Consider the following 15,670-nt stretch of genomic DNA (forward strand, 5'->3'; position numbering starts at 1 on the left):
TCAGATGGTGACGGGGACGTCCTCGTCGAGGAACTCGTCCTCGCCGAGCGGTGCCGCGACCTCCGGGGTCGCGGCCTCCGGGGCCTCCGGCTCAGCCGCGTACTTGCCCACACCCAGGGTGCGCAGGATCTTCTCCTCGATCTCGGCAGCCAGATCCGGGTTGTCCTTGAGGAACTGGCGGGAGTTCTCCTTGCCCTGTCCCAGCTGGTCCCCCTCGTAGGTGAACCAGGCGCCGGACTTGCGCACCACGCCGTGCTCGACACCGAGGTCCAGCAGGCCGCCCTCACGGGAGATGCCCTCTCCGTAGAGGATGTCGAACTCGGCCTGCTTGAAGGGCGGGGCCATCTTGTTCTTCACCACCTTGACGCGGGTGCGGTTGCCGACGGAGTCGGCGCCGGACTTCAGCGTCTCGATGCGGCGGATGTCCATGCGCACCGAGGCGTAGAACTTCAGGGCCTTGCCGCCGGTGGTGGTCTCGGGGCTGCCGAAGAACACACCGATCTTCTCGCGCAGCTGGTTGATGAAGATCGCGGTGGTGCCCGAGGCGGACAGCGCACCGGCGAGCTTGCGCAGCGCCTGGGACATGAGGCGGGCCTGCAGGCCGACGTGGGAGTCGCCCATCTCGCCCTCGATCTCGGCCTTCGGCACCAGGGCCGCGACCGAGTCGATGACCACGACGTCCAGAGCGCCGGAACGGATCAGCATGTCCGTGATCTCCAGGGCCTGCTCACCGGTGTCCGGCTGGGAGACCAGCAGCGCGTCGGTGTCCACGCCGAGCTTCTTCGCATACTCCGGGTCCATCGCGTGCTCGGCGTCGATGAACGCGGCGATGCCGCCGTTGCGCTGGGCGTTGGCCACCGCGTGCAGGGCGAGGGTGGTCTTGCCGGAGGATTCCGGGCCGTAGATCTCCACGATGCGGCCACGGGGCAGCCCGCCGATGCCGAGCGCGGCGTCCAGCGAGACCGAACCTGTGGGGATGACCTCGACGGGCGGCCGGGTGTCGTCACCCAGGCGCATGATCGAGCCCTTGCCGAACTGGCGGTCGATCTGTGCGAGCGCATTGTCGAGCGAGGAGCTGCGGTTCTTCTCGGTCGACTTCGAGACCGGGGGCTTGGACGCGGACTTCGGTGCAGCCATGTGCTTGTTCCTTCCTGAGGGCCGGGAGACCCGACGCGGGTGACCAGTGCGGCCACACTAGGCGCCGACCCCGACATTCGCCGTCGCCCCCGTCCCGCTGTGGACGGCGGGACGATGGGGAGGGCAGATCAGTACGTGGAGGTGGTGCTGGAGGGACCGTCGGGACACACTCTACCGAACAGACGTTCGAACGCGAGGGAGATCTCGGCGTGTCGCGTGCTGCGGGCATCGCACGCCGGTGGGAGATCCCTCCGGACCGCCCTCCGCTGCGGCCTCAGCGCCGCCGCTGCTGCGCGGGGATCTCCCAGCGCGCGGACTCCGGGACGTCCATCGCCTCGCACAGTGCGGTCCACACCGCACGCACAGCGACCCCGTGCTCGAGTGCCTCCGCGGCACTCAGGCCGCCGATCTCCTCGAGCACGAGGTCGTGCGTATAGGCGCGGGCGAGGGCAGGGCCGAACACGTGGTCGGCCAGCTCCGAGAACTCGCTGCGCCGCACCTCAGCGGGCGCCGACGAGCGGCGCGGTGCCGTCCGCGAGACCCTCCGGGACCGTATCCGGGATCGTCACCTGCTCGGCGATCGCGATCCTCTCGGACACCTCGCGGAGGACGAAGGACAGGGGAAGCCCCAGCGCGTCGGTCACCGAGACCAGCAGCTCGCTGGACGCCTCCTTCTGACCTCTCTCGATCTCACTGAGGTAGCCCAGCGACACACGGGCATCGGAGGACACCTGTCGCAGGGTGCGGCCCTGCGTGCGGCGCGCGTCGCGCAGCACGTCGCCCAGCTCCTGGCGGAACAGGATCATGGACCTGCCTCCTCTCCTCTGACTCGGGGTGAACGCGTGGTGCAGTGCGGGATTGCCGTACGTCGATGTCATCACGAACAGTTCAACGCGGTGCACCACGAAAGTGTTCCCCCGAGTGTAGTGGCCCACCCCCGACAGTTCGCTGAACCGTGTGCATGGTGGGACGGTGGGGAGGAACCCACCTCCCTCCCCTGCTGAGCTGGGGAGCCGCCTACTCCGTGAGCGCGAGGGACAGCATCTCGATCGCGGCGTCGACCGTCAGGGCGCGGATCCGGGCTCTCCCGCCGCTGAGACGGAGCTCACGGGTGAGCGTGGGCAGGCCTCGTCGGGCGAGCCCGAGCACGACGGTCCCCTCGGCGACTCCCCGCTCATCCGGACCGGGGCCCGCCACCCCCGTGGTGGAGACGGCGAGGTCCGCGCAGTACAGGGACAGCGCGCCCTCGGCCATGGCAGCGGCGACCTCCGCGGTGACCGCGCCGGTGGCGGCGAGCAGAGTCGCATCCACCCCGAGCACCCGCGTCTTGGCCTGCAGGGAATAGCAGGCCGCTCCCCCGGCGATCACCGCGCTGGCGCCGGGGGCGTCCACCAGGCGGGCCACCACGGCTCCGGCGGTCAGGGACTCCGCGGTCGCGAGAGTCCACCCCCGCTCCCCGGCCCGCCGGATCACGTCGACGGGGTCGAGGCCCGTCGCGGGACCGGCCGCGGACTCGGGCCCCGCCGTGACGCCGTCGGGCATCAGGCCTCGGCGCCGCCGGCCAGGGCCTCACGCCGCAGCCGCAGGCCGTCCTTGAGGTTCACCAGTCCGGACCACACGGTCAGCACCACGGCCAGCAGCATCATGGCCAGACCGAGCCAGCGTGCCGGGGCCCACCAGACCTCGAACGGGAGCAGGCAGAAGGTGATGGCGATGGTCTGGACCATCGTCTTGGCCTTGCCCGCCATGTTCGCCGGCAGCGCGCCGTACTTCAGGATCGTGAACCGCATGACGGTGATCCCGATCTCGCGCACCAGGATCAGGATCGTCATCCACCACGGCACGTACTCCCACACCGACAGCATGATCAGCGCCGCGCCGGTCATCGCCTTGTCCGCGATGGGGTCCATGAGCTTGCCGAAGTCCGTGATCAGGTTCCGGCTGCGGGCCAGGTGGCCATCGGCGAGGTCCGTGATCATCGCGAGCACGAACACCCCGGCGACCAGCAGCCGGCCGGGCACCGTCTCCGGGTACAGGATCGCGAGGACGACCAGGAGCGGCACCATCGCGCACCGCACCATGGTGAGGATGTTGGCGATGTTCCAGAGCGGGACCTCTGCGGTGCGTGGTGCGGTCATCGGTGGCTCCTGGGCTGGTGGTGAGGTGAGCGTCGGGACGGGACGGGCAGGGTGCTCAGCGCCCGGTGAGGCTCCAGGCGTCCTCGCCGTCCTCGCCGGAGTCGTCGTCGTAGTAGTCGGTGTCCGGCTCCGAGTCGTCCTCGGCCAGCGGGTCCTCGCCGTAGCGGTCGGGGGACTGTCCCGCCCCCTCGGTCTCGACCGGAGTGCCCGGGGTGAGATCGACGGCCTGGTCCGCGCCGTAGGGCTCCTCCCCGCTCTCCTCGGACGGCACGTCCTCGCCGCGGATGCGGGCGATCGCGGTGCCGAGCTCCTCGGGATGGATGAGCACGTCGCGGGCCTTGGACCCCTCCGAGGGGCCGACGATCTCGCGGGACTCCAGCAGGTCCATCAGCCGGCCCGCCTTCGCGAAGCCCACCCGCAGCTTGCGCTGCAGCATCGAGGTGGAGCCGAACTGCGTGGTCACCACCAGCTCGGTCGCCTGCAGCAGCACGTCGAGATCGTCGCCGATGTCATCGTCGATCTGCTTCTTGGCGGCGACGACCTGGACGTCCTCGCGGTAGTTCGGCTTCATCTGGGTCTTGACGTGGTCGACGACCTTGTGGATCTCCGACTCGTTGACCCAGGCGCCCTGGACGCGCATCGGCTTGGCCTTGCCCATCGGATGGAACAGGGCATCGCCCTGACCGATGAGCTTCTCCGCGCCGACGGAGTCGAGGATCACGCGCGAGTCCTGCAGCGAGGAGGTCGCGAACGCCAGCCGGCTGGGCACGTTGGCCTTGATGATGCCGGTGACGACGTCGACCGAGGGGCGCTGGGTGGCGAGGATGAGATGGATCCCGGCCGCGCGCGCGAGCTGGGTGATCCGCTGGATGGAGGCCTCGACATCGCGCGGGGCGACCATCATCAGGTCCGCGAGCTCGTCGACCACGACCAGCAGGTAGGGATACGGCGCCAACCTGCGCTCGCTGCCCGCAGGCACCTGGATCTCCCCGGCGCGGACGGCCTTGTTGAAGTCGTCGAGATGCTTGAACCCGAAGGTGGCGAGGTCGTCGTAGCGGGCGTCCATCTCCTTCACCACCCATTCGAGGGCCTCGGCGGCCTTCTTCGGGTTGGTGATGATCGGGGTGATCAGGTGCGGGATGCCCTCGTAGATCGTCAGCTCGACACGCTTGGGGTCCACCAGCACCATGCGCACCTCCTCGGGGGTGGCGCGCATCAGGATCGAGGTGATCATCGAGTTCACGAAGCTGGACTTGCCGGCGCCGGTGGCGCCCGCGACCAGCAGGTGCGGCATCTTGGACAGGTTCGCGACCACGTAGCCGCCCTCGACGTCCTTGCCCACGCCCATCACCAGGGGGTGCTCGTTGCGGCGGGCCACCGAGCTGCGCAGCACGTCGCCGAGGACGACGGTCTCGCGGTCCGTGTTGGGGATCTCGATGCCGATGGCCTTCTTGCCGGGGATCGGCGAGAGGATGCGCACGTCAGCACTGGCGACGGCGTAGGAGATGTTCTTGTCCAGGGCCGTGACCTTCTCGACCTTGGTGCCGGGGTGGAGCTCGACCTCGTAACGGGTGACCGTCGGCCCGCGGGAGAAGCCGACCACCTCGGCGTTGACGTTGAACTGCTCGAAGACCTCGCCGAGAGCGGCGACGACCTGGTCGTTGACCTCGGAGCGGGTCTTGTGCGGCGGTCCCTCCAGCAGGAAGGAGGACTCCGGCAGGGTGTAGACGACATCGCCGGCGAGCTCGAGCTGCTCCCCGGCGCGCGGGAGGTCGCCCATCGGCGGCGGGACCAGCTCGGGCTTCTCCTCCGCCGCCGGCTTCTGGGCGGTCGTCCCGGCGGGCACCGCCGCGGTCCGCCCTGCGCCCCTGCCCGGGGTGGGCATCGGTGTGGTGGCCTGCGCAGCGCCCGCAGCGCCCGGCGCGGGGAACGTCTTCGGCCGATGGTTCTCGTCCTCGACGGCGCCGAGGACCTCACCGGATTCTGCCGGAGCACTGCCGCGGGTCGCGGAGCGGCGACGCCTGCGCTTCGCGGTCGCGGCGGCCCCGGCGCCCTCGTCCACCCCCTGTTCGAAGGCCTCGTCACCGACGTACCCGAAGCTCTCGTGGTCGCGCTCGGCGGCCTCGGCCTTCTCCTTCCGGGTGCGGCGACGGGGCCGGCCCGTCGGCTGTGCCTCGGTGGCCTGCTCGTGCACGGCGGGATCCACCCGGCGCGGACGCAGGCCGAAGGCGATGCGCTCCTCGTCCTCCTCCTCGCTGCGGCCCACCATCTCCTCGTACACGCCGCGCAGGCGCGACGGGATGGACTCGACCGGGGTGGCGGTGAGCACCAGGACCCCGAAGGCGATCAACACCGAATGGAGGACGATGACGGCGACCGGGGGCACCAGTGCCTCGAGCGGCGCGGCGGCGAGATAGCCCAGCACGCCACCGCCACGGGCCAGGGCATCGATGCCGTCGGCCGGGGCGGGCAGCCGGGCGGAGACCGAGGCGATGGCCGAGAGGGCGGTGAGCAGGATCGCGATCCCGATCGCGATGCGGGAGTTCGCGCGCACCTGGTCGGGACGGCGGAACATCCGCAGCGACCAGCCGGCGGCCAGCAGCGGGATCACCATCGAGGAGATGCCGAAAGTGCCGGCGACCACGGTGTGGACCGCCCCGAGCACGGGCCCGGACGACTGCCACCACTCGACGACGGCGACCAGCGTCCCGATCAGCAGCAGGAACAGCGCGTAGCCGTCGCGCCGCTGCTCGGGCGCGACCTCCCAGCGCTGCACGCCGATCGAGCGGACCATGCCGCCGACCATCCGGGCGATCACCAGATAGCCGGAGCGCACTGCGCGCACCGGCAACGGGAGCGTCGAGGGGTCGTTCGCCGCGGAGCCGCTGGTGCGCGAGGTACCGGCAGCAGAGGTCCGCGAGGAGCCTTTCGACGCACGTGCGGGGGAAGACGTACGTGTCGCCATGGCCCCGATCCTACCGCCCGCATCGCCGCGCGCCCGGGAGGCGGCGCGGACGGCACCATTCGGCGGGCTCAGATCACGCGTGGGCGGAGGCCCGGCGACGGTGCCCTCAGGACTCGATGACGATGGGCAGGATCATCGGCCGGCGGCGCAGGCGCCGACCGACGTAGCGCCCCAGCAACCGGCGCATGACCTGCTGCAGCCGGTGGGTGTCGCGACGGTATGCCCGTTCCGCGACGGCCTGCTCGAGCGCCGCGATGATCTCCGGGCGGATCGTCCCGAAGACCTGCGCGTCCTCCGCCACGCCGCGGGCGTGGATCTCGGGGCCGGCGAGGAGCGCCCCGGTCTCGGAGTCGACCACGGCGAACAGGGAGATGAAGCCCTCGTCCCCCAGGGTCCGGCGGTCCCTCAGGTCCGCCTCGGAGATCTCTCCCGCACTGGAGCCGTCGACGTACACGTCACCGTTCGGCACCTGGCCGACGGTCCTCGCGATCCCGTCCTGCTGATCGACCACGTGGCCGCCCCTCGCGAGCACGATCCGCTCGGGCGGCACGCCGGTGGCCTCGGCGATCTTCCCGTTGGCGAGGATGACGACGTCTCCCGGGCCCACCCCGACCCGGTGGTCGCCCTGCGCGATCCGGCCCAGTGCCGCCATCGGTTCGCCCTGGCTGCCGGTGCGCGGCGGCGGCGTCCAGCACCTGCTGGACGCGGTGGACGTGGCTGGAGAAGGAGGCGGCGACGATCTTCTTCCCGGCCCGGGCGAAGAGTGCGTCCAGGGTGGGGCCGATCTCCCGCTCGCCGACGGTGAAACCGGGGAGCTCGGCGTTGGTGGAGTCGGTCATGAACAGGTCGACCCCGGCCTCGCCGAGACGGGCGAAGGCGCGCAGGTCCGTGATCCGGCCGTGCAGCGGCGGCGGTGGCGGCAGTCGCCGGGAGCGGACGGCTGGCATCGGGACCTCAGAGCGTCAGCGGGCGGGAGAGGGCCCGCGAGGAGCAGCTCCGGTCAGAGCAGACCAGCGGCGTCCAGCGCGGCGCCGAGCATGCGCATCTGGTCACCGTCGGCCGGGACGTGGGGGCCGCGCATCGCGGCATGAGGCAGCACGCCCTGCAGGTGCAGCGCCGCCTTCGCGGCCACGGCACCGGGCATGTGGTTCATGATGGCGTCGACCACCGGGACCAGGCGGTGGTGGGCCTCACGGGCGGCGGCCAGGTCGAAGCGGTCGACAGCATCGATCATCGCCTTCTCCAGCTCACCGGCGACCTGCCCCACCACGGACACGATCCCCACCGCACCGATCGACAGCCAGGGGAGGTTCAGCCCGTCCTCCCCCGAGTAGTAGACGAGGTCGGTCTGCTCCATGATCCGCGAGGCCTGCTGCAGGTCCGCCTTGGCGTCCTTGACGGCGCGGATCCGTGGGTTCTCCCCCAGGCGCAGGAGAGTCTCGTAGGCCAGCGGCGTCCCGGTGCGGCCGGGGATGTCGTAGAGCATGACCGGCAGGTCCGTGGAGTCGGCGATCGCGGTGGTGTGCGAGATGATCCCGGCCTGGCTGGGCTTGGAATAGTACGGCGTGACGACCAGCAGGCCGTCGATGCCGAGCTTCGCGTGCTCACGCGCGAGATCGATCGAGTGGGCGGTGTCATAGGTGCCCACGCCCGCGACCACGGTGATCTCGGGGCCGACAGCGTCGCGCACCGCCCGCGCGAGCTCGAACTTCTCCACATCGGTGAGGGTCGGCGCCTCGCCGGTGGTGCCGGAGACCACGATCATGTCGTGGCCGTGCTCGACGACGTGGACGGCGAGCTGCTGGGCCGCATCGAGGTCGATCTTGTGGCCGTCCTCGGTGAGCGGGGTGACCATCGCGGTCCCCACCGCGCCGAAAGGCCGCGCGAGGCGCAGGTCGGTGCTGGTCATGATCTCCTCCCGAAAATGCTCTGGTCCCCGGAGCCTAGACCAGGACGACGTGGTCTCACCGCTGTGACGCGATGCCGAGATCCACCAGGACCGCCATCGGGGTGCGCTGCCGGCCCTGACCGAGGGGATTGTCGGCGAAGGTCGCCTCGAGGTGCTCGTGCGGGGTCGCCACATCGGAACCCAGGACGTTGCGCCCGATGTCATTGGCGTCCATCACCACGGTGCCCGCGAAGCTCTCGCGCAGGGAGGCGGGGATCTCCGCTGCCCGGATCGCGGCGGAGATCCGGGCGGAGACCGCCTCCGGATCCTTCGGCGGGAGCTTGGCGGAGACGTTCGAGGGGAAGGCGGAGTAGGGCGTGGGGCCGTCGATGGCTCGCACGTTCGCCCCGACGATCTCGTAGAACAGTCCCCTGCGGCCCACCACCTTGCCGGCGGCGCCCGCGGCGGAGGCGGCGAGCACGCGGGGCAGTCCGACCTCGCGGATGGCCAGCTCCATGGTGGTCGGGTCGCCCAGGCCGATGCCGGCCGGGGTGCGGCTGACGAAGCGGCTGAGCACCTTCGCCGAGCGACGGGGCCTGACCTCCCAGGTGAACCAGGAGCGGCCCTGCGAGATCGCGATGATCTTCTCGCTGATCACGAAGTACCACGGCGCGCCTGCGGGCACGGCGTCGGCGGGCAGCTCGGCGGCGAAGCGCTCGATCCGCTGCCGGGCGAGCGCCTCGATGTCGTCGCCGCGGGCCACCAGCTCGGTCTGCAGCGGCAGCCGGCGCCAGGTGTGCCGATCAGCAGCGGAGACGAGATCGAGCTGCTTGCCGGGATTGGCGACGTAGTCGCTCTTGGGTGCTTCGGCCTCCGCCGCCGACGCCGAGGCCACCGCCGGCGCGGGTGCGGGGGCGTCGTCGGCGCCCGCGTCGGCCGAGCCGCCGAGCGCGCGGACCGCACCGGCGGCGTCGTCGAAGAAGGTGCGCATCCACAGCTCGACGTTCAGCAGGCGCCAGAACATCAGGGTGCCGTGGTTCTCCGGATGGGCGATGTAGTCGTCGAACAGTGCCAGCACGCTCGCGGCGTCGAAGTAGGGGCGCGCGGCGAAGGACGGCGAGGCGAAGATCTCCCGCAGCTGCGGGGCGATCGAGCGGAACCACTCCCCCTCGGGCGTGGTGAAACCGATCTTGTTGCGCCGCTTGGAGATCATGTCGGGGAGGATCCCGTCCATGGACTCGCGCAGGATCCGCTTGTTCCACCCGTCGTGGATGATCGCGGACTCATCGAGGGAGAACAGGAACTTCAGCAGCTCCTTGTCCACGAAGGGCACCCGCCCCTCGATGCTGAAGCGCATCGTGTTCTTGTCCTCGTAGCGCAGCAGGGAGGGCAGCGAGGAGCGGAAGGTGTCCTCGAGCAGCCGCTCCTTGAGGTCGTCCTGGACGGAGGAGACCTTCTCGCCGCTGTGCTCGGCGACGAAGCCGGAGTTCAGCAGCGCCTCGATCGGCACCGAGGTGCGGCCGGAGAACTTCGTGCGGGCGAGCTTGCGCAGGATGTCACGGGAGCCGACGAGCTCGCTCGCGAGCTCCTTGAACCGCTTCTGGCGACGCAGCTGGCGCAGGTAGACGTAGAAGTACGGGTTGTACCCGGCCATCATCTCGTCGGCGCCCTGGCCGTCCAGCAGCACGGTGACGTGCTGACTGGCCTCGCGCATCACCGCGTACTGGGCGTACGGGCCGGTGGAGATGATCGGCTCCTCCTGCGTGCGCACGAAGTCGTGCACGTCCTCGAGGAAGGCGGCGGGCTGCGGGGTGATCTTGTGGGAGGTGATCTGGCTCCGGTAGTCCTCCAGCAGCGCGTCCACGTAGCGCTCCTCGTCGTTCGAGGAGTTCGGGAACACTGCGGAGAAGGTGTTCTGGCGGGTGCCGACGGCGCTGTAGCGCTCGTCCTCGGGCTGCTCACGCAGCTGGCGGGCGATCACGGCGGCGACCGCGGAGGAGTCCAGGCCGCCGGAGAGCGAGGTGCCCACGGGCACCTCGGACTGCAGACGCAGACGCACCGATTCCTGGAACCGCTCGCGGTACTCGTCCACGACCTGCTCGTCGTAGGGCCGGGCGGGGCGGGCGGCGATCTCGCGCAGCTCGTCCTGCAGCCGGGTGAAGGAGGAGACCTCGGTGCCGTCGGCACGGATCTCGAGCACCTCGCCAGCCATCAGCCGGTGCACTCCCGCGAAGAAGGTCTGCGAGTCGTCGTCCTGGACCCGGAACTTCAGGTAGCGGTAGACCGCGCGGTCGTCCGGCGCGGCGTCGAACACGCGGGCGGCCAGCAGCGAGCGGATCTCCGAGCCGAACACGACGCGCGGACCGTCCGCGGCCTCGGGGTCGCTCCAGTAGTAGAGCGGCTTGATGCCGAAGTGGTCACGGGCCACGGTCACGGTGCCGGTGCGGGCGTCATGGATCGCGAAGGCGAACATGCCGTTGAAGCGGTCGTAGGCGGCGGTGCCCCACTCCGCATGGGCCTCCAGCAGCACCTCGGTGTCGGAGTCGGTGCGGAAGACGTGGCCGAGACCCTCGAGCTCGGCGCGCAGGTCGAGGTAGTTGTAGGTCTCGCCGTTGTAGATGATCGTGTACCGACCGTCCGCGGTGGTCATCGGCTGGGCGCCGTGCTCGCGGTCGATGATCGCGAGCCGGCGGTGGGCCAGCCCGGTCCGGTCATCGACGAAGAGGCCCTCACCGTCGGGACCGCGGTGGGCGAGCGCGCCGCTCATCCGGCGGGCGATGCCCTCGGTGTCAGCACCGAATCCATAGGTACCGGCGATTCCGCACATACGACGAGTCCTTTCGAGGGGGACGGCTTCCGTCCGCGATCACGACTCCCGACGGCGGAGGGCAGGGGCGTCGACGACGCCTCCGGCGGCTCCGGGCGTACGGACGGACCGGGTTCGGCCGCCCGAGCCTATCAACGCCGGTGGGCGCGTCGACGCAGGCGCGACGTGACGTTCAGCGTCCGCGGCGCGAGAGCAGCAGCTCGGTGCCGTCGACCCGCACCTCGAGATCGTCCAGCGATGTGACCAGCGCCTCCGCGAGAGGAGCAAGGTCCCCCGCCGGCGTGGTGCTGGTCACCGCGACGGTGCGGGCGCCGGCGGCCGCACCGGAGCGCAGCCCACCGATCGAGTCCTCGATGACGATGCTCGCGGCCGGCTCCGCGCCGAGCCTCTCGGCCCCCAGCAGATAGGGCTCCGGGTGAGGTTTGCCCCGGGCGACCTGGTCCGCCGTGACGAGACCGGCGGGGACCGGGAGTCCGGTCCGGTTCCAGCGGGCCTCGAACAGCGGCGCGGTGCAGGAGGTGACGATCGTCCAGGTGGGCCGGCCCAGCTGCGCGGCGGCGGCATCGAGCTCGGCGAGCAGCCGCGCAGTGCCCGGCAGCACCACGATCTCGTCGACGTCGGCGATCTCGAGCTCCTCCACCCGGCGGTGCGCCGCCGTGAGCTCGTCCTCCCCGAGCCCGGGCAGGACCTCGCCGAGCACCTGCCGGGCCGGCTTGCCGTGCTGTTCGGCCCCGAACTCGAGGTCGAGGCCGAGCTCGGCGAACAGTCGGTTCCAGGACCGCTCGACGGCAGCGCCGGAGTCGATCAGGGTGCCGTCCATGTCCAGCAGCAGCACTGCTCCGCGCAGCGGCAGGGTGTGCTCGTGCGCGCGGCGGGAGGCGGGATCCGAAGAGGCGGTCATGGTCCTAGATTCTCACATCGCACGATGGACGGCTCGGCGGCGTCGTCCCTGGTGATCCTAGAGTGGTGAGCATCATGACCACTGCTTCCCCCAGCCCGCAGGAGGCGCGCCCGACCGCCCTCGAGCCGCTCGTCGGCCGGCTGCGCACGATCCGCCGCACCGGGCTGTCGATCGGGATCGCGACCGGTCTGTACGGGATCTCCTTCGGCGCGCTCGCGACGGCGTCGGGCCTGGACGTCTGGCAGGCGATGGTGCTCTCTGCGGTGATGTTCACCGGCGGCAGCCAGTTCGCGTTCATCGGCGTGGTCGGCGGCGGCGGCTCCGCCCTCGGAGCGGCGCTGGCCTCGCTGCTGCTGGGCATCCGCAACACGCTGTACGGGCTGATCCTGGCCCCGTCGCTGCCGAGGGGCGGGTTCCGGGGCCTCGCCCGGGCGCACCTGACGATCGACGAATCGGCCGCACTGGCCGCCAGCGGCACCACGACCTCGCAGAAGCGGGCCGGCTTCTGGGCGGCAGGGGTATCGGTGTACCTCTTCTGGAACCTGTTCTCCCTGGTGGGGGCTCTCGCCGGGCAGCACATCGCGGATCCGGGGGCATGGGGCCTGGACGCGGCCGCGGCGGGGGCGTTCATCGCGCTGCTGTGGCCGCGCCTGCGCAGCGGGGAGGCGATCGCGGTCTCTGTGGCCGCTGCCTTCGTGGCCCTGGTGACCACCCCTGCACTGCCGTCGGGGCTGCCGGTGCTCGCCGCGGCGCTGGTGGCCGTGGTCGCGGGACTGCTGCCGTCACGGCGCAGGCCCGTGCACCATGCGGTCGAGCTCGAGGAGAATCGGGAGGAGCAGCGATGAGCGGGCTGTGGATCGCGGTGATCGCCGCCTCGGTGCTGTCCTTCGCCCAGAAGTGGATCGGCTACCAGGCCCCACCGGATGTGCTCGAACGGCCCCGGGTCTCCCGGATCACCACTCTGCTCCCGATCGCTCTGCTGGGGGCGCTGGTCGCGACCCAGGCCGCGACCAGCGGCAGCGAGATCGTGCTGGATGCGCGTCTGGCGGGCCTCGGGGCGGCGGTGGTGCTGCTCGTGCTGCGCGCCCCGTTCCTGGTGGTGGTGGTGGGGGCGGCAGTGGTCGCGGCGGGGCTGCGGGCGGCGGGCTGGGCCTGAGCCGGCCCTGATCTCGCCGGCGTCGGCGCCCGGCCCTCAGCCGCGGTGCTCGGCGATGGCGCGTCGGGTCGCCCTCCGGGCCCCCTTGCGGTCCCGGAGCGCGTCATAGGCCAGGGCGAGTCGGAACCAGGCGCGCCAGTCGTGCTCGGCGCCGTCCTGGATCGTGGTGCGGGCGGCCTCGAATTCGGCCCGGGGATCCTCGTCGTCGGCCTCGGCCGGGGGCTCGTACTGCCGGGCGAGGCGCCCGGAGCCGAGTCCGAAGAGCAGCTCCCGCCAGGTCACCCAGATCGTGAGCAGCAGCAGGATGACGATGCCGAGGGCGAGGCCGAAGCCGAGCGCGCTGCCGGCACGGACGAAGCCCCAGGCGATCCAGCCCAGGCCCCAGGCGTACGCCGCGGTGATCAGCACCAGCACGGCGACGAAGAGCTTCTCCTTCATCTGCGCGCCCGGCTCAGCCGAGGTCCATATAGCCGTCGAGGCCTACGGTGAGGCCCGGGTGGGCGGCGACCTCGCGCACCCCCAGCAGCACCCCGGGCATGAAGCTGATGCGGTCGAAGGAGTCGTGGCGCAGCGTGAACTGCTCCCCCGCTCCGCCGAACTGGACGACCTCGTGGGCGACCAGGCCGCGCTGGCGGACGGCGTGGACGTGGATGCCGTCGATGACCGCGCCGCGGGCTCCGGAGGGGTCCTTCTCGGTCGCATCCGGCACCGGGCCCAGTCCCGCGGCGGCCCGGCCGCGGGCGATCGCGGCGGCGGTGTGGCTCGCGGTCCCGGAGGGGGCGTCGAGCTTGTTCGGATGGTGCATCTCGATGATCTCGGCGCTCTCGTAGTACCGGGCGGCGATCTCCGCGAAGCGCATGGCCAGCACCGCACCGATGGCGAAGTTCGGGGCGATCAGCACGCCGACGCCGTCGGCGCCCCGGAGCTGCGCGCGCAGCTCGTCCAGGGACTCCTCGGACCAGCCGGTGGTGCCGACCACGGCGTGGATGCCGTGCTCGACCAGCCAGCGGACGTTCTCGCCGGTCGCGGACGGGACCGTGAGGTCGACCGCGACCTCGGCGCCGGCCTCGGCCACGGCCTCGAGAGGATCGCCGCGGCCGATGCGGGCCACCAGCTCGAGATCCTCCGCCCCCTCGACGGCGGCACAGGCGGCCGCCCCCATGCGGCCGGAGGCGCCGAGCACGGCGACGCGGGTGGGACGGGACGACGTCTGGGTCATGGTTCTCCTCGAGGGCGGGGGACGGTGCGGGACGAACGGGGTGGGGTGCGCTCAGCCCTCCGGGCCGACCTCGACCCGGGTGCTGAAGGAGCCGGCGAGCTGGGTGGCGAGCGCGCTGACATCGTCCACGCCGACGGCACCGATGCGCGCCAGGGTCTCGTCGACACCGGTGTAGCGGCCGTGGACCAGCTCGATCGTGCCCAGCCGGCCCATCCGGGAGCTGGTGTCCTCGAGGCCGAGGGCGAAGGAGCCGGTGATCTGCCCCTTGGCGCGGGCGAGCTCGAGCTCGTCGATGCCCTGCTCCCCCATTCGCGTCAGCTCCTCGGCGAGCAGCTCGACCACCTGGGAGGTGCGGCCGGGCCGGCAGGCGGCATACATGCCGAACAGCCCGGCGTCGCGGTAGCCGGCGCTGAAGGAGTAGACCGAGTACGCCAGCCCGCGCTGCTCGCGGATGTTCTGGAACAGACGGGAGGACATCCCCCCGCCGAGGATCGACATCAGCACCGAGAGGGCGTGGCGGTCCTCGCTGAGGGCGGTGAGCCCGTGGCCGCCGAGGAAGATGTGGTTCTGCTCGGTGGACCGGCCGAGGCGGTGCGGGGCGAGCGCGGCGACCTCGGCGGGGGCGTGGACGAGGCCTCCGCCGGCGGCCGCCCGGTGCGCGGAGCGGGAGCCCGGATCCGGCAGGGCACCGTCGGCCAGCTCCCAGCCACCACGGCGCAGGCCGGCCTGGAGCAGTCCGGCGAGCTCGTCATGATCGAGATCACCGACGGCGGTCACCACCAGCTTGTCCGGCCGGTAGTGCTCGGTGAAGTGGTCGCGCACGTCCTCGATGGTCAGCGCCTGCACGCTCGCGGCGGTGCCGCCGACGGGCCGGCCGATCGGGGTGTCCGGGCCGAGCACGTCGGCGAGGAAGGTCTCGTAGCCGACATCGGTGGGGTCGTCCTCGGCCATCGCGAGCTCCTCGAGGATGACCTCGCGCTCGGTGACCAGCGCGTCCTGCTCGAGGAGCGATGCGGTGATCATATCGGTGAGCACGTCCACGGCCATCGGGATGTCCGCCGAGCGGACCCGACCGTAGTACAGCGTGTGCTCCTTGGCGGTGAGGGCGTTGGAGTCCCCGCCCACCTCGTCGAAGGCGGTGGCGATGTCCATCGCGCTGCGGCGGCGGGTGCCCTTGAACAGCAGGTGCTCGAGCACGTGGGTGGAGCCGGCATGGGCCGGGGTCTCGTCCCGGGAACCGACCGGCAGCCACAGCCCGATGGTCGCGCTGCGCACGCTGCGGTCCGTCTGGGTCAGCAGCCGCACGCCCCCGGGCAGGATGCTGCGGCGCACCCCGGTCGCGGGATCCAGCAGCACGTCGGAGACAGGGTCATCGAAGGAGAGGTCGAGAGGCATCGATCGATTGTTCCACGGCTCGGGTGCTGCGCGGGGCGAGCGGT

At 71.3% G+C, this 15,670-nt stretch carries 14 protein-coding genes and 1 pseudogene; 2 read left to right on the forward strand and 13 right to left on the reverse strand.

Annotation, left to right across the window (positions count from 1 at the left end; translation table 11 throughout):
- The 10 genes and pseudogenes from recA to ACHUEU_RS03625 all read right to left on the reverse strand — a co-directional run bounded on the left by recA (nt 1) and on the right by ACHUEU_RS03625 (nt 11,856).
- On the reverse strand, nt 1-1,137 hold the full coding sequence (gene recA / locus ACHUEU_RS03580) for a recombinase RecA (RefSeq protein ID WP_394214526.1): 1,137 nt from the start codon (nt 1,135-1,137) through the stop codon (nt 1-3).
- A gap of 274 nt (nt 1,138-1,411) precedes the next feature.
- Entirely contained in the window at nt 1,412-1,636 is a 225-nt protein-coding gene (locus tag ACHUEU_RS03585; protein WP_394214527.1) for a DUF3046 domain-containing protein, read from the reverse strand.
- Between the two features lies 1 nt (nt 1,637).
- A complete protein-coding gene (locus ACHUEU_RS03590; protein ID WP_096803658.1) occupies nt 1,638-1,943 on the reverse strand; it encodes a helix-turn-helix domain-containing protein in 306 nt (101 codons plus the stop codon).
- 211 nt (nt 1,944-2,154) lie between these two features.
- Nucleotides 2,155-2,679: a CinA family protein gene (locus ACHUEU_RS03595; protein WP_394214528.1), complete on the reverse strand. Its 525-nt coding sequence runs from the start codon at nt 2,677-2,679 to the stop codon at nt 2,155-2,157.
- Nucleotides 2,679-3,275 carry a CDP-diacylglycerol--glycerol-3-phosphate 3-phosphatidyltransferase gene (pgsA, locus tag ACHUEU_RS03600; protein WP_394214529.1) on the reverse strand — a complete coding sequence of 199 codons (597 nt, stop codon included), beginning with the start codon at nt 3,273-3,275 and terminating at the stop codon, nt 2,679-2,681. The genes ACHUEU_RS03595 and pgsA overlap by 1 nt, the downstream gene beginning before the upstream one ends.
- Before the next feature lie 55 nt (nt 3,276-3,330).
- Nucleotides 3,331-6,240, reverse strand: coding sequence for an FtsK/SpoIIIE family DNA translocase (locus tag ACHUEU_RS03605; RefSeq protein ID WP_394214531.1), 2,910 nt, complete (start codon nt 6,238-6,240; stop codon nt 3,331-3,333).
- 106 nt (nt 6,241-6,346) lie between these two features.
- Nucleotides 6,347-7,148: pseudogene (locus ACHUEU_RS03610) on the reverse strand (ribonuclease J); the annotation flags it as partial.
- 92 nt (nt 7,149-7,240) lie between these two features.
- Entirely contained in the window at nt 7,241-8,149 is a 909-nt protein-coding gene (gene dapA, locus ACHUEU_RS03615) for a 4-hydroxy-tetrahydrodipicolinate synthase (protein ID WP_394214532.1), read from the reverse strand.
- Between the two features lie 55 nt (nt 8,150-8,204).
- The gene (gene asnB, locus ACHUEU_RS03620) at nt 8,205-10,955 is read right to left on the reverse strand and encodes an asparagine synthase (glutamine-hydrolyzing) (RefSeq protein ID WP_394214533.1); all 2,751 of its coding nucleotides are present in this window, start codon (nt 10,953-10,955) and stop codon (nt 8,205-8,207) included.
- 172 nt (nt 10,956-11,127) lie between these two features.
- Nucleotides 11,128-11,856, reverse strand: a complete 729-nt coding sequence (locus ACHUEU_RS03625; RefSeq protein ID WP_394214534.1) for an HAD-IA family hydrolase — start codon at nt 11,854-11,856, stop codon at nt 11,128-11,130.
- A 74-nt stretch (nt 11,857-11,930) separates the two neighbouring features.
- On the opposite strand from ACHUEU_RS03625, the gene ACHUEU_RS03630 reads away from it, so the two are divergent.
- Complete coding sequence (locus ACHUEU_RS03630; protein ID WP_394214535.1) at nt 11,931-12,701, forward strand: AzlC family ABC transporter permease; 771 nt, start codon at nt 11,931-11,933, stop codon at nt 12,699-12,701.
- Nucleotides 12,698-13,012, forward strand: coding sequence for an AzlD domain-containing protein (locus ACHUEU_RS03635; RefSeq protein WP_394214537.1), 315 nt, complete (start codon nt 12,698-12,700; stop codon nt 13,010-13,012). The genes ACHUEU_RS03630 and ACHUEU_RS03635 overlap by 4 nt, the downstream gene beginning before the upstream one ends.
- A 36-nt stretch (nt 13,013-13,048) precedes the next feature.
- On the opposite strand, the gene ACHUEU_RS03640 is transcribed toward ACHUEU_RS03635, so the two are convergent.
- From ACHUEU_RS03640 to ACHUEU_RS03650, 3 genes are read right to left on the reverse strand one after another with little or no spacing between them, the layout of a single operon-like run.
- A complete protein-coding gene (locus tag ACHUEU_RS03640; protein ID WP_394214538.1) occupies nt 13,049-13,450 on the reverse strand; it encodes a hypothetical protein in 402 nt (133 codons plus the stop codon).
- 13 nt (nt 13,451-13,463) lie between these two features.
- Nucleotides 13,464-14,231, reverse strand: a complete 768-nt coding sequence (gene dapB, locus ACHUEU_RS03645; protein WP_394214539.1) for a 4-hydroxy-tetrahydrodipicolinate reductase — start codon at nt 14,229-14,231, stop codon at nt 13,464-13,466.
- Between the two features lie 51 nt (nt 14,232-14,282).
- Complete coding sequence (locus ACHUEU_RS03650; RefSeq protein WP_394214540.1) at nt 14,283-15,626, reverse strand: M16 family metallopeptidase; 1,344 nt, start codon at nt 15,624-15,626, stop codon at nt 14,283-14,285.
- Nucleotides 15,627-15,670: the final 44 nt, after the last annotated feature.

This window comes from Brachybacterium vulturis, assembly GCF_043641765.1.
In the GTDB taxonomy this organism is placed as follows: Bacteria; Actinomycetota; Actinomycetes; order Actinomycetales; family Dermabacteraceae; genus Brachybacterium; species Brachybacterium vulturis_A.

Coding starts and splice junctions, on each gene's coding strand:
- ACHUEU_RS03625 (WP_394214534.1), bottom strand. CDS start 11,856: ATGACCGCCTCTTCGGATCCCGCCTCCCGCCGCGCGCACGAGCACACC.
- ACHUEU_RS03650 (WP_394214540.1), bottom strand. CDS start 15,626: ATGCCTCTCGACCTCTCCTTCGATGACCCTGTCTCCGACGTGCTGCTG.
- ACHUEU_RS03630 (WP_394214535.1), top strand. CDS start 11,931: ATGACCACTGCTTCCCCCAGCCCGCAGGAGGCGCGCCCGACCGCCCTC.
- ACHUEU_RS03595 (WP_394214528.1), bottom strand. CDS start 2,679: ATGCCCGACGGCGTCACGGCGGGGCCCGAGTCCGCGGCCGGTCCCGCG.
- dapA (WP_394214532.1), bottom strand. CDS start 8,149: ATGACCAGCACCGACCTGCGCCTCGCGCGGCCTTTCGGCGCGGTGGGG.
- recA (WP_394214526.1), bottom strand. CDS start 1,137: ATGGCTGCACCGAAGTCCGCGTCCAAGCCCCCGGTCTCGAAGTCGACC.
- ACHUEU_RS03640 (WP_394214538.1), bottom strand. CDS start 13,450: ATGAAGGAGAAGCTCTTCGTCGCCGTGCTGGTGCTGATCACCGCGGCG.
- asnB (WP_394214533.1), bottom strand. CDS start 10,955: ATGTGCGGAATCGCCGGTACCTATGGATTCGGTGCTGACACCGAGGGC.
- dapB (WP_394214539.1), bottom strand. CDS start 14,231: ATGACCCAGACGTCGTCCCGTCCCACCCGCGTCGCCGTGCTCGGCGCC.
- ACHUEU_RS03590 (WP_096803658.1), bottom strand. CDS start 1,943: ATGATCCTGTTCCGCCAGGAGCTGGGCGACGTGCTGCGCGACGCGCGC.
- ACHUEU_RS03635 (WP_394214537.1), top strand. CDS start 12,698: ATGAGCGGGCTGTGGATCGCGGTGATCGCCGCCTCGGTGCTGTCCTTC.
- pgsA (WP_394214529.1), bottom strand. CDS start 3,275: ATGACCGCACCACGCACCGCAGAGGTCCCGCTCTGGAACATCGCCAAC.
- ACHUEU_RS03605 (WP_394214531.1), bottom strand. CDS start 6,240: ATGGCGACACGTACGTCTTCCCCCGCACGTGCGTCGAAAGGCTCCTCG.